The organism is Bacteroidia bacterium (assembly GCA_041391665.1).
GTDB lineage: Bacteria > Bacteroidota > Bacteroidia > J057 > J057 > JAGQVA01.
In genome coordinates this window covers 1830344-1844589 of sequence record JAWKNO010000002.1, presented here as the reverse complement: position 1 = coordinate 1844589, position 14246 = coordinate 1830344, and the positions used below count along the sequence as shown (strand labels likewise).

Annotated in this window: 8 protein-coding genes; 7 read left to right on the top strand and 1 reads right to left on the bottom strand. The window is 45.2% G+C overall.

Annotated features, from left to right (window positions below; all coding sequences use genetic code 11):
• The first annotated feature begins 3 nt into the window (after positions 1–3).
• From R3D00_19105 to R3D00_19075, 7 genes are all read left to right on the top strand, one after another.
• Positions 4–264, top strand: a complete 261-nt coding sequence (locus tag R3D00_19105; protein ID MEZ4775302.1) for a hypothetical protein — start codon at positions 4–6, stop codon at positions 262–264.
• Positions 265–395: 131 nt separating this feature from the next.
• The gene (locus R3D00_19100; GenBank protein MEZ4775301.1) at positions 396–2018 is read left to right on the top strand and encodes a hypothetical protein; all 1623 of its coding nucleotides are present in this window, start codon (positions 396–398) and stop codon (positions 2016–2018) included.
• A 42-nt stretch (positions 2019–2060) separates the two neighbouring features.
• A complete protein-coding gene (locus R3D00_19095) occupies positions 2061–2507 on the top strand; it encodes a hypothetical protein (protein ID MEZ4775300.1) in 447 nt (148 codons plus the stop codon).
• Between the two features lie 29 nt (positions 2508–2536).
• A complete protein-coding gene (locus R3D00_19090; GenBank protein MEZ4775299.1) occupies positions 2537–4120 on the top strand; it encodes a hypothetical protein in 1584 nt (527 codons plus the stop codon).
• 21 nt (positions 4121–4141) lie between these two features.
• Positions 4142–7600: a hypothetical protein gene (locus tag R3D00_19085; protein ID MEZ4775298.1), complete on the top strand. Its 3459-nt coding sequence runs from the start codon at positions 4142–4144 to the stop codon at positions 7598–7600.
• Positions 7601–7648: 48 nt separating this feature from the next.
• Positions 7649–8368 carry a protein phosphatase 2C domain-containing protein gene (locus R3D00_19080; protein MEZ4775297.1) on the top strand — a complete coding sequence of 240 codons (720 nt, stop codon included), beginning with the start codon at positions 7649–7651 and terminating at the stop codon, positions 8366–8368.
• A 1-nt stretch (position 8369) separates the two neighbouring features.
• The gene (locus R3D00_19075) at positions 8370–9818 is read left to right on the top strand and encodes a hypothetical protein (protein ID MEZ4775296.1); all 1449 of its coding nucleotides are present in this window, start codon (positions 8370–8372) and stop codon (positions 9816–9818) included.
• Here R3D00_19075 and R3D00_19070 read toward each other — a convergent pair.
• Positions 9808–14199 (bottom strand): protein kinase, encoded by a 4392-nt coding sequence (locus R3D00_19070; protein MEZ4775295.1) that lies wholly within the window; start codon positions 14197–14199, stop codon positions 9808–9810. The genes R3D00_19075 and R3D00_19070 overlap by 11 nt on opposite strands.
• Between the last annotated feature and the right edge of the window lie 47 nt (positions 14200–14246).

Genomic DNA, 14246 nt, shown 5'->3' with positions numbered 1-14246 from the left:
TTAATGGCTGTATCGTATGTTTCACCTACCTTGCCTGCTCCCGTTTCTACTCCTCAATTAATTGCAAGTCAACTCCGTGAACGTCATGGTCTTAGTCCCGAACATGATCGGGAAGCAACCAATACGTTGTTGATGCTTCAGGCTGTGGCCAATATTTCTGGCTGGAAAATGGATGCGGAATTTGCCCGCCTTCGCGAAATCATTACCAAATACCAGTCGCTTTCCCATGAAATCAGAGAGTTGGCGGCAGTTGACAGGGACTAAATCTGTTGCTTGAGGGCAGTTATTATTCCTGTTGGGGATATTTTTTAAAAAAAATCAGGCAATAACCGGTGGAATTATCCGGAGAGTGAATATATTTTTTAAATTGCTCTTATAATCAATTGTTTGATTTTATGAAACAATCAACCCCCAGTTTCTTTTTTCTAACCAGAATCCTCGTTTTTAGCCTGATTATTTATTCAGGTTGCAGCAAAAATCCGTGCCCTGCTTCCGATTGTGCATGTGGAGAAGAGATTTGTGAAATGTGTGAAGAGCAGATCGCTTCGGTAGATGGGGCTTTCTGTGGCGATTATTTATCTGAAGCCAATGGCTTTCACAAACTGATTGATGGATTTCATCAGATCAGCCAGCAGAATGGCAGTGCCAAAGAGGTGCTGGATCGTGTGGATGTTTATTTTGATATGTCCGACGGGATGAATTACAAGGTTGCCAAAGCAGAAGATGATGCCGGTCTTCTCACCGATCTTGTGAACCTGATTTCAGGTGAAAAGGCGGAGTATTTTCGTCTTTCTTCCGCATCGGGGAATGAAATAGAAAAACTGCCCAAATCTACGGGTGGGCGTATCCAAACGTATGTCCGCAACCCGCAAAACTATAATTCCGCCAACAACTACGCGCCGTTGGATGTTGCTGCGGATTCCATTGTGCGCAATCACGACCGGCAGAGCGTATTGATTACCGATGGAGAGCTGGCAAATAAAAATGTTTCAGGAGTTGTAGACCCCAAATTTCCGTGGGGACAGATACCGTTTAAAAAATGGCTGGGTGAAGGAAACCGCCTGGATTTTGTAGTAAAAACGGTCAATGAAGAAAGGCTGTTTTTTATATTTTTTACCCCACGACTCACTGCAGAAAAAGGCAACAGCCTGATCGAAGCCTATCTGGAATCTACCGCTGATGTGAAAAAGGCCGATGCCTACCACCATCTGAAATTCACGCTTTCCGACTACGCACTTGAGGAAGTAGATCGGGGACGCCCTGCAAAAGAGGCCGGTCTGAGTACCACCTTTCCCGACTGGGTGGTAGATTATTCCATTCGCCGCAACCTCGACCAGGGGTACGAACACCTCCATATTGAAGATGAGAAAAATTTTAAAGACTTCCTCTCCGGTTTTGAGCAGGGCGAATACAACGAAGACCTGAAGAGTGAATATGAAGAGCGCAATAAACTATTTTACGACCTGCTGTTTACCAATGAATTTGTTAATTATCAGATCGCAGATCTCGAGATTAAGGTAAGAGATTTTTCCGGGCCGCTTGCTGATTATATGAATTACCTCAAATGTGAACAAGCACAATCTGTAACCTTTGAGGATGAAGAAGGCCAGAAAAAAACCTACTGGTGTAATCCCTGGGCTAATTGTCAGGATACTGAAGGATGTGTTTTCCGCACAGATGAAACAGGGGGAAGGGAAATAAAAGAAGTTTTTGGTCTGCATGAAGAATCCAAAATTTCGGTGGATGACAAGCAGTTCAGTACCGCAAAAATCGCGATCAAACCTTCCGAAAACTTCAACGTGGATGAAATGTATGAAATGGCTAGTTGCCGGATTGATCTCTACATAAAAAATGTGGAATACAGCGAAGGTCGCCAAAATTTTGATGTTTTGACCTGGAAGTATAAAAATGTAGATTATACAGGTTTGAGTGAAAGTATCCGGCTGGCCATGCGTGAACTCAAGCCCCAAAACAAGCGAATATACACCTACTATATTACTTTCGGTCTGCCTTATTAAGGATTATTCTACCACAAACATTATACAGCCTAATTTTTTGCCATGATTAAGTCTTTTTTTCTGTTACAAACCACCCGCGTCATTCACCTGTGGGATCTGATATTTGACAACCCGGGCAATGTCTCCGCGACAATGCTGAATAACCTCAAAATGGAGGCATATTTCACCGGAATTCTCTTCACCATCGTGTTTCTCGGTATCGCAATGCTCATTGCATTTCTGATCCCTCACGAGCCGGGTAAAAACCCCAGAGACCCACAGAAAAGAAGGATATGGCTGTTGGTCATGGGCATTTTGCTGGTCATACTTTTGTTTGTCATCAGTATGCTGATCACCAGCGATCTTACCGGTAAAAAGGCCGCAGAACTTCAGCAGGCAGCGTTAATTTCCGTAGCTATCAGTGGCGTTTTGTATTTTCTGTTGGCTTTTGGTCTGTCAAAAGTGTTTCGCAAAACCAAAATGGGAACATGGTTCCCTTCCAAAAAATAACATAACCTACCCATTCACATATTCCGGCTATGGATGAAAGAATTTTTATAATAGGTATTGGCGGAACGGGCATGCGCTGTCTGGAATCCTTTGTTCATCTCTGTGCGATGGGCATGTTTGATGGCACAACTGTCGAAATGCTGGCATTGGATACCGACAGGGAAAACGGAAACTTCCGTCGCCTGTACGATCTTGTGGACACCTATTCCAAATGCAAAGGGGTGAATAAAGAGCAGCATGCACTGAAAGACACCTTCTTCTCCGCAAAAATTAATTATTACCAGTTCAGTCCTGATTATGCCCGCCAGGATACGGGCAATTTTTCCCGCATTACCAAATACGGTGACCTTCAGTATAAAAACAAAGATCAGGCAGCGCTGGCAGAATTACTCCTGACCAAAAATACCCGCGAATTTGACCTCAAACACGGGTATCGCGCGCAAACCAATCTGGGTTCATTCCTCATGCACCACAACATTCTGGAGGAAGTACGCCAAAATCACGATGGGCAACTGGCCAAATTTATAACGGCTCTGGTTACGGCTGGTCAGTCTAAAGTATTTGTTATGGGATCTGTTTTTGGCGGAACGGGCGCTTCGTCTATTCCGGTGATTCCCAAAGCATTTGCCGAGGCAGCACGTATTCTTATGCCCGGCTCGTCCCTTAAGGAGACTTTTTTTGGCGCGATTTTGCTTACCAGCTATTTCTCCTTCAAAGTGCCAAGTTCTGATTATGTATCCCGGCAACTGGTTGTTGCTACCGCCGATAAATTTGCGCTGAATTCGCAGGCTGCGATGATGTTTTACAACGAAGATAAAACCGTCAAACAGACCTATCAGAAATTTTATATGCTGGGTACATCCGGGTTGGATTTTCAGACCAACCACGGTGAGTCAGAAACGCTTACCGGGGGTTCAAACCAGGAGAATGACTCTCACTATATCGAGTTGTTTTCCGCTTTTGCTGCCTACGATTTTTTCCGTTCTACTGTAGACGAACTCAAAAGAACCAAAGGAGATCCGCAAGGCGTAAAATACTATTATCGCACGATACGGGAAGACGGTGTGCTGGAGTTTGCTGATTTTGTAGCGCCCCAGGAAGTGGAAAAACTCGCCAAACGATTTGGTATGCTGGTAGCGATGTCATTTATGGTGAATGTCGCGTATTTTTACGATTCAGCACAGAATGGCGATCTGAAGAAAAATAGTATTTCCGGATACGAGGATATCGATCCACGCGAAGTGGAGGCCATGCATAAATATTTTAACTATTTTCACTTCAGGTTGAATGAGGAAGCAGTTGTGGACGGATGGCTCCGTCAACTGTATCACTCAGCCGGAGGCGGAGAAAAATTTGTATTCCGCTCCGATGTATTTAGCAGTACGAGTGGGCGTGAATTGCGCAAATTTACCTACAACAGCAAGTTGTTTAAGTCTGATTTCGAAAAACACGCCTACAATACCGGCTTTTTTTCCGATTCGTCCACCAAAGCATTTGACTCCTTCAAGGATGCATTTATCAAATACCAGGACGATCCCAATATCAGCAACAAGTGCGAAAAGCTGACCCGGCGAATGTATGCCACTCTTTGTGATTTGTATAGTTTTTCTTAAGCATTTTCAGGAAATACTTTTATGGCTGACACGACCAAAGCATTACTCATAAAAAACAGTTCGACCTCAAAAAGCGGTAAGCGGGGCGAATGGCACCTCTTCGACGAAGCGCAACCCTATATTCAGGGGATTGAAACCAATATTGATAAAGAGGTAGATGCCGACGTGATGAATACCCTGGTTTCAGGGATTCCAACTCCGTGGGCTCGTGCCCGGTTGTTTGGTTTTGCCTTCCCCTATACGCAGGTGGAAGCTAATATCAAAAAGTCGGGGCTTGTTGAGTTTTATGACCGGCTGGTAGCGGAGTGGAAAGGGCTGATGGCCTGTATTGCGCTTTTCCCGGATCGTATCCGCCTGAGTGATCCGATTGCTATGGATTTTTCCGCTGACGGACAATTATTTGATATCCCTTCGGCTCTGGGCCGAATGCTCTTTGAAGATGAAGACCTATGGACCAATCCGACCAAAAGAAAGGAAAATCCTGATGAAAAGCCTACCACGCAACTAATCTATTATGCAGGTAAGCTGATTGGCGCTACTTCGCCTTATTCGCTGGTTTTTACTTCTGTTGATTATACAGGGCTTTCCCAAACTGCAGATATGCCCTGGTACCGCAATGGATCATTTGTCGATCCGCTGCCGTTTATCGAAAGAAATAAAGACCAACTTCAGAAATTGTATCTTCTGGTCAAAAATGTCAATGACCATTTTGAAGATTATGAGCGTGAAGTAAACTTCAACCGGAACAATAAACCACGGCTGGAATTTGACGGATTTAAAGATTTTCTCCGTAAGTGGCAGCAGACGATCAAAACTACCGGAAGTGCGATTGTTGACGAAGGTACGCTCGATGCTGCGCTCAATTTTGCAGAGCCTTTCCACAGTCTCTTCAATGTCAAACAAAGCCTTTATATATTCCGCGATGGAAGGGTTTCCTTTAAGCCCCGCAAAGAGGACGGGGTCGTAGAGGTTGATCCGAAAGATATTCTCCTCAATGAAGACTATATCATTGAGTTTATCGAAGAGGATGAAAAACAGCCGCTTCGTCAGTCGGCAATGCATTTTGTAGAAGTATTGAACCCAGGGTATAATCCGCGCGAGCCGGAGCAGGAACCACAATATTTATATTTCCCCATTCCCCTGAGCGAAAAAGGATTGATTCTTTTCCGCAATCAGATCGGAGACCTCATTGGCACGCCTAAAGACAATCACCACGAGCTTCGCTGTTATGTAAAACCCTCCGATTATAAGCTGGTTGTCGAACTCCATCTGGTGATCGATGACAAAAAAATGAACCTCACCGCCAGGGAATATGAAATGCAGCCGCTTGAAAATGACCGAAGGGTCATCATGTGGCCTAACTTTGTATCAGAACACTGGAACAGTTATTATCTCTATTCAGAATTTCCTCAGGCAGATCGTGGAACCAAGATGGTTCCCTTCTTCAAAAATGCCTCAGACCAGAGTATCCTGGTGAATGAAAAAGGTAAAATTATCTATGCCGACCAGGTAAGTCCTTCTGCTTCTGTAAAAGTAGAAAAGTTGATTTCTTATCCGGGTGGTACGCTCGACAGCTCTTTCCACAAATATGATATCATTAAAACCGATGTTCCGGTTGCGGGTCTAGAGATTCGCAAAAATATAGATGGCGAAGAGCGGGTTGTGGGTTACCTGATTGTGAAAAAGCCCGAAGATGACTCGATGGGAGATCATAAAATAAAAGACCTGAGCCGGGTAAGTTCATTTACCGACGTGGTGATCGGGATAGATTTTGGATCCAACAACTCCTGCGTACAATTTGCCAGAGGCAACGGAAGCGATGTAAAACCCATTCCTTTTTCCAATCGGAGAATGGTACTCGTGGGTTCAGAAAATCTGGATCCCGGCAATCTGAAAATTGCCATGCCGCACGAATTGTATTTCTTCCAAAATGAAAGTGCACCCAATGGGCAGATTAAGTCATGGGTACATGAACACAACCCACAGTATCTGGTTTCGGGTATGGGAGAAGAAGAAATCGCGGGGGGAGTCCCGATTTTCGAACCCAATATTCATATTAAAAGTATGGATAGCCGCCACATTGTAACCAATGCCGGGATACTTCACCACAGCATGAAATGGCTTACAGAAGACGGCGACAATCATAAAAAAAGTGCATATCTCAAGGCGGTTTACCTGAAATCTATAGCCGATTTGTATGCCAATAATTTTCGGCCGTCTAAACTTCGGTGGTCATTCCCCGGATCTTTCACCAACGGAGAAAAGCTTCAGTACGGTCAGCTATTTCAAAACATCGTCAACACGATCGCGCCTATCACCAATGTGACCGTTAAGTTGGATGATGCCGCTCTCACAGAATCCGAAGCCGTTTCCAATTATGCATTGGCTACCGGTGTCTCACTTCAGGAAGATAATGTTTTTCTGGGAATAGACGTCGGGGGTAGTACCAGCGATATTCTGCTGATCGCAATGGATCTGAATGATGGCGGGTATAAACTGGTGAAACAAAGTTCACTTCGCCTTGCAGCCGGATTGATTGCTGACGCGTCCCGCCAGTCGGAAAGTTTCCGCAGGGCATTGGTCAGTTACCACGACAATCCCAAATCGTCACTGACGATTCCCAATATCAAAACGATTAACCAGGACAATGCGCCCTTTTTCCTGAATGCCGTATTTGACCGGCTTCGGGGAAATGAATTTGAGCATTTTTATGCATTCCTGGGAAGGACAAACCCGACATTATTTGCCCTTCCGGCATATATGACCGGGCTGCTGCTGTATTACAGTGGCCAGTTGCTCCGAAAAACGATCGAAGACTATCCTTTCCTGAACGAAGTCAATAAAGTAAACCTCTTCCCCTTTGGAAAAGGCGGGCGAATTTTTGACTGGCTCGATACTTATCCAGGCAAACAAATGGCTTCTGACTATTTTACCCGTTGTTTCCAGACCGGTTTTGGCGAAGGGGGAAATAAAATTGTTGTGGTCAAACAAAATGATATTCGCGAAGACAATAAGTCTGAGGTAGCCAAAGGATTGGTTTCGGCGACCTCTGATGAGCGCGTAAAACTAGGAGAAAACCTTCGGAACAATTCTGATATTTTTGGAGAATCCGGCTTCTCTATCCGGAAAGAAGGAAATGAACTGGAAGAGGTTCCGCGTATTGCTACCATTTCGAGTGAACACTTTGAGAGCCTGAATCTAAAGCTGAAATTCCCGCAAACGTATGAGGAGTTTAATAAATTTCTGGATATCTATCTGGACTTTGTTGGCCCTTCTCAAACCGGGATTATTTCCAATACACGGGCATTGAAGGAAAAGACCAATGAGATTTCCAATTATCTCAAAGGATATATCACCAACGATGCCGAATATAAAAAGGCGAAAAGCAGCAGCAATTTTGAATTTAAACATTCGATGCTGGTGTTGGAAGGCATGTGTTTTCTGGAAAAATTCCTCGTACCTGAGATTTATAAAAATTAACCGCCTGATATTTCATTGGAACCAACCGCTGCCCCCATATTGCCCAAGGTGTCTGGCTATTCCATCCAGGGAAGAAAACCCTCCCAGCAGGATGCTTGGTACACGTCACCGCATACTTTCAATGGCCGCCTGGTATTTGTTGCTGATGGGGTAGGCGGGCATGCACATGGTGAGTTTGCCAGTGAATTGTGTGTGGAGGTGTTTAAACATACCTTCGAAAAAGATCCTTTTATCGTCGATGAAAAGCAGTTTCTTCATGAAACCGCGATGATCGCGGCGGAACGCGTATATCAGAAAAGCCAGGACGATCAGGCTTATTTTGGTTGCGGTACGACACTTTCCGGATTTCTGGTTTCCGGCGGGCGATATCACCTGATCAATATTGGCGATAGCCGGGTATATCTTTACAACAAAGAGGCTCAGCTTGTTCAATTGACCAAAGATCATAGCATCGTGCAGCAATTGCTGGACCGGGGGGAAATCACTTTGGCAGAAGCGCGTACGCATCCACGTCGTAATGTAATGTTTTCGGCTATCGGTATGAATCCTGAAGAAATGAGTATAACCGTCAGCGGCCCATATGAGCTTCAACATGGTGAAATCCTCTTTGCCTTCTCCGACGGTGTACCTGATGCATTATTGGATGATCAAATCCGCGAAGTAATTTTAAAAAACCACCAAAATCCCGACCTTTGCCAGGCAATTGTCGATGCAGCTTACGATGCTGGCGGCAAAGATAATATCACGGCTTGTTGTTACAGACATTGATATGAACAGAACCCTGGCATTATACTTTGATGATTTTTGTGTTATTGGTGCGGTAGAACCTTTTGAGGGGAAATTTACCCGCATCGAAAAAAATGGCAGAGATCGATTTTCTTTGTTTTTTTACCTCGATAGCGGTCGGGTAAATTATGGGCAGTCTTACCAGGCCGATGCTGAAAAAGGCGACGACAAAGCGATCGGTAATTTTTACGAAAGGGTTACAGCGGGGGGGAATTTGGATTTTTTTGGCTACAGTCGTGCTTATGTCGAATTGCTTGACAGTATTGTTGAGGATATACGGGAGTCTTATCTCCGTATTCTTTCCAGCATGTCTGATGCCGGTGAGGAATTGAGTACCTCTGATCTCATCCCCATAAAAGTAGGGTTTTCGCCTAATATTTCGTTTAAAGCTAAAGAGACGATTCTGGAATACCTGGAGCAAAGGTCGTTTGAAAGAGATATTACCTCCGTTATACCCTCGTTTTCGCATTTGATTCTTTCTCATAAAATCAACCGCCGAGAACTTGAAACCCCCGGCGTATTTGCCGTTGTAGAGGGGTTAAACGAAGATTTGAATGTCAGTTTGACGCAGGTGCTGTCTGCCAGCAACCTTCAGACGCTTACTCACCAGTCTTACCCCGGGTTTGGGACTGATCCAAGGGTTGGGGTAATTACGAAGTTTGTGGTGGATAAAGCGGATGAGAGCCTGCATGTGCTTCATACCCAGGCAGATAAAGAATCAGAATACCGGAAAAAAACACGACTCGCAGCGGAATGGAATGAACAATTGCTCAAAAGCCGGAGGCCGTTCATATCTGTCCGGCTTACTCTTTCTCCCGCACCCAATTCTGATTTGAATGTGTCGCTGATTCAAAGAGAAATTGATAACCTGACAATGATCCGCAGCCAGCAGGTAGCCCGATATGCCGAACATTCGATCACCCCACACCTGCCCATGGCTGATCTTAAGGGAATTATCATCTTTGGCGATAGTTTGAAAAATACGCAGGTGCTGGAAGGGTTTTACCGGTTTGGAAAAGAAAAACTGATCGTTTACGGCGATGACCAGATATTTGATGCGTTGAAAGGACTGCTCGCAGATATCAAAGAGCCTGAACCTGTAGTCGCTTCCAATCCACAACCCACGCCTTCATCTGGCCCGAGAACATTCAGTATTCAAAGTGTACGGGTTGCCGACCTGAAGACGGGTGACAGAGTCGAGTTTACCTGGGAACCGGGGCGGTTGGTTGTGGCTGAGCATCTGGGAAATGGCAGCTTCCGTATCGTGTATCATGAAAATTCGAGTATTATTACCGGGGATACCTTTATAGCCGATAAGTTTGGGGTGGGAGAAAAAGCCTTTTTGAAAAATGTCATTCGCCCTTCTTCCGGAAAAGTATTGGGAAATTACAACAGTGGTTTTGTAAAATCGCTGAACCGGATTACTTCCTGAGAAAATCTTCAAATACCCAACCTTCCTGATTGGCTCCAAACCGGATTTTATACCAGATTTTCCCATCAGTCAGTGATACATCAAGAATACTGACAGAGCCCTCTGTAAGGGTATTTCCATTCAGACTAGTGGCGACGACATACCTGCCGTTTTGAATTTCAGGGCTTTGTATAAACAACAATTTGCCTTTTTCGAGGGGTTGTTCAGAACCATCGGATAATTGGAGGGTTGTTTTTCTGCTGGTTACCAGAGTATTTCCCCCCGATTCTGTCTCATTACCGATAACCAGCACCCGATCGCCATTGTCGAGACGTGCGAGGACTTTGCTGTTGTCTGCGGAAGGAAAATCTCTGACGTTGACATTGTTGCCGCGGATACGAGCGGCGAAAGCATTGGCCGGGGTGAAAGCTGCCAGCGGTTCTGCTACCGGGTGATTAAACTTCTGTCCGCAAATACGCATATCCAGCACACGGCCATCGTTGTTGTTCATGCTTCCCACGTAACAACCTGCGGAGGGACTATAAGTCAATTTGCAGGTCGCTGACTGGACATTTCCCGTATATTCAAAAATCTCCAGTTTGTCATTGGCCAGGATTGACCCCATCAAATTGTAAACCTGTCCGTCATTCCGGGAAGGATAAAAATAAGCGCCATTGATCCGGTTTTCACTGTCAGCATTAATCAAAAAATTCGCTTCCAGCTTTCCGACCTTACCGGTGAAATTCGTTTGCGGAATAGCCGGATTTGTCTGCACAACCGGATTGGGATTAAACGGTTCAGATTCTCCCGCACATGGACCGCCACCATTTTGAAATTCCTGTAGCTGGCTGGATGTGATGTTTTCCAGTAATTGTATTTTGGCAGAATAGAGATATCCGCTGCTTCCGTCGCATAACTTTACTGCCCACCAGGCGCCGGTAATTCCCTGATCCACCTGAAAAGTCATATCCGATTTTACAACCGTAACGACCTCATAATTGGTGCCTGGACCAGAGCGAAGATTCATGGCTGTCAGGTCGCTGGTGATTTTTCCAAACCATACGTTGGGAATAGGCACTTCCTCATAGGCGGGTTCTGGGGCAAATGAAAGGCTAGCCAGTGAAAAGGGCCTGTGGGTCAGCCCGGAAGCATTGGCGACGGCCAGCCCCAGCAAAAACAATACTGCGGTTTTAATCGCCAGCTGGATTCGGTTGTGGGCTTTAAACATCTGATACCAGACCGGTGGAATAAAGAATATCGCCAGCGAGAGGAAGTAAAAAACTGCATCAATTGCCCCACGGTTGTTGATTTGCCCGGAATGTGTATCCCATGACAAAATTTCCATGGTAAGTCGGCCAAGACCGGCAGCCAGCAATAATCCTGCGATAATTTTTCCTTTCGAACGACCCTTTCCGCCTGCCCGGGTGTAGAAAAGAAACGTAACGGTAAACCAGGCCGAAAGCCCGATCAACTCATATAGCCAATTGGTGATGATGAGGAAAACAGGGAACACCGTCATAAAAGCCAGGAAGGAAAACCCTGTTCCGCCGCTGATAGAGAGCAATCGTGAAGTAGAAGGATCGGTTGCGCCAGCCAGTTCAAGGTTTTTGCCTGCCCATATTTTAGGTATCAACGCAAGCAGATAGATCGACGCAAATACAAACAGAATAACATAAAAACCGCCGATATAATTGGGGTATTGTTCCGGACTTTCTATGTATTGGCTAAATCTCATTTCTTCAAACAGCTGGCCGATCAGCGGGACACGCGACTCGTTTTCCAGGCCGTATAAGCCGATAATACCAAAAACCGGAATCAGCAGGCAAAGCGCAGCGATAAGCTCTGTCAGGTGATGTCCCAGATTCTGCATAATAGCACCAGACACAAATTTACGCCTGATTGCAGCCAGATTTTGAGGGATGATTGCCTTATCCGCAATCTTATGCCTTTCCTGTACCGTTTTCATGAACTCGGAGAAAACGCCCGGGGCAAACTGAAACAGGCGGCTTTTCTGGTTGAGTGCGAGCGCTTTTTTTGCTCCGCCTTCTTCCAGTTGCTGTTTGATATTTTGTTTCTTAAAAAAGTTACTGAGCGATTTTTCGTAGGTATAAACGGAATGGTATTCCCGGTCTTTATTTACTTTGATTTTGGTGAGATTGATCTGGGTTTGGGTCTGTTCAGAAAAAACACCAAATAAAAACGCATGCCACGATAAATTGACAAGCTCCGGCCTTTGTTTTAGATGAAGGAAAAAATCCCGCTCAATAATCAGGTGAGGGTTTTTATAGCTATCCGGATTGCGGGCAAAAAAGTAGCCCAGATCTTCCAGTGTATCTATTGGCCGGTTTTCCAGATCTTTAAAAGGGCGTTTAAGATTAATCAGGTATATAATCAGTACAATTTTTCGCAGCGCGGTTTCGGTTTCGTTTTCATCCAGCGGAATCACCTCCTGAAAAGTGGTCAGGTAGTCGGTGAATGTTTTTTTATCCTCTGTTCCCAGCGAACCCTGTGTCGAATCGAGGTATTTGCGGATGACGCCAGCCTGCTCGCCCCCCAACGCTTCGTATTGCCTGAGGCTAAATTCGAGGGTAAAAATAGCCAGGCGCAGATCAGCGACAGGTGATTTTTTCCACCGATCGTCAAGATCATTCAAAAACCTTACAATTTCCTGCCAAATGTTGGGGTTTTCATAAATGACGTAGGATTTGCCGCCGGAAATGACAGGCCTTTCTGGCTCAAAATATCGTAAAATGGCCTCTTTCACATAGGCTTTCCCCTGTTTTTTGTAAAACTGGATCATTTGCTCAAAAACCCGGGCAACCTGCAGGTCATACCGGCTGGCAAACCAGTCAATGAGGGCATTAAATCCGGAGGTGCGGCCTACCAGATCCTCATACCATTGGTCCGGGTATTTCTCTATTGTCTGGATGAGCTCTTTTGGTGTCCGGATGGATGGCATACCCGGATAACCAATATTGATCGGTTTGATCAGCGACTGGCCTTTGTAGTTGACCTCCACATGTTCGTTTCGGATCCACTTCTCTACCTCCTTTTCTCCCCAGCGAGCCTGGTGATTGTAAAGGGTAAGGCCTCCGATCAGTTGGTTGATGCGCTGATACTGCGGGTTAAAAGGAAGGATTTCCTCCTGATTGTATTGGTTTTCCCGGATTTTTCCGGACTTTTCTTTATCGACGATCCGGGGATTATCATCGCGGGTAAAATATTCAGGGTACACCAGATGAACCAATACCATGCCGAAGGCATAATAATCTACTTTTTGAGAGATGATGCGGTTGGCCTGTTCCGGAGCCATGTAGGCGTTGGTGGCAATTACGGTATCAAACTGTTTGGCAGACCGGTTGGATTCTTCTTCAAAAGTTTTGGAGGAACCGTAGTCTCCGATCACCAGATCAGTTTTGGCCTCATCGAGGAAAAAAATATTCTGTGGTTTGAGGTCGCAATGATAAATGCGTTTATGATGAAGGGCCTGAATTCCTTTAAAAATTTCAGGTATGACCGTATTCTCCAGAAACGCTTTCGAATATTTTACCCCCCAGTTATCTACATCCAGCAAGTTTCCACCGCGTGCCAGTGCGCTGATTTCAAAGCAGAACTGTTTCTGATATTTTTTTTCTCCCGTTCCGAAATCATATAGTTTCAGAATATCAGGGTTGTTGATTGCCTGAATGCGGGTGAGGGCTTCTGTATTTGGCTCTTCCCCTACATGTTTTTGCGCTTTATAGAGTTTTAATACAAAAGCAATATTTTTTGCATCCCGGACTTCATATATCACTGCCTCCCGGGAGGAATCAGAGATAATCCGCACAATATCATAGGGCTGGTTATTCAGCACAACGCGCGCGCCTGGTGCGAGATTGTGGGTTGTGGTTACTGTTTTTTTTGATATTTCCTCCAGGTGCTCAGGCATGATAAACTGGGAGGGTGAACCTTCTCCCGAGGGCACAAAACTAGAGGCATCAGCTTCAGGTTTGACAAAAGATGACCGACTGTCGTCCTCAGGTTTGACAAAAGATGACTGACTGTCGTCCTCTGGTTTTACAAAAGATGACTGGTTCTCGTATTCTGGTTTGACAAAAGAGGACTGACTGTCGTCCTCCTGCCTTACAAAAGAGGATGCGTCCTGGTCTTCGCTTTCCTGAGTTTCTGTAACGAAGGAAGAATCATTATCTCCGATGAACGAAGAAGATTCCTCAATGACGGGCGCAACTTTAGGCACCTTGGGCAGGTAGGGGGTGATGTCGAAATTTGCCGGAGCAGAATCCAGAATAGCCTCAATCAGGTGATTGCGCGGGCCACCGGAAAACTCTGCCAGATCTAGTTTTTCGGCTAGTTTATCAAGGGATTCACGGGGTAGGGTTTCCAGTGTAGGCCGATCAAGCATAAATGGAAGCTAAGGTTAATAGATAAACGGATTCTGTCAATTACTAA

Coding starts and splice junctions, on each gene's coding strand:
- R3D00_19095 (MEZ4775300.1), top strand. CDS start 2,061: ATGATTAAGTCTTTTTTTCTGTTACAAACCACCCGCGTCATTCACCTG.
- R3D00_19090 (MEZ4775299.1), top strand. CDS start 2,537: ATGGATGAAAGAATTTTTATAATAGGTATTGGCGGAACGGGCATGCGC.
- R3D00_19105 (MEZ4775302.1), top strand. CDS start 4: ATGGCTGTATCGTATGTTTCACCTACCTTGCCTGCTCCCGTTTCTACT.
- R3D00_19070 (MEZ4775295.1), bottom strand. CDS start 14,199: ATGCTTGATCGGCCTACACTGGAAACCCTACCCCGTGAATCCCTTGAT.
- R3D00_19100 (MEZ4775301.1), top strand. CDS start 396: ATGAAACAATCAACCCCCAGTTTCTTTTTTCTAACCAGAATCCTCGTT.
- R3D00_19075 (MEZ4775296.1), top strand. CDS start 8,370: ATGAACAGAACCCTGGCATTATACTTTGATGATTTTTGTGTTATTGGT.
- R3D00_19085 (MEZ4775298.1), top strand. CDS start 4,142: ATGGCTGACACGACCAAAGCATTACTCATAAAAAACAGTTCGACCTCA.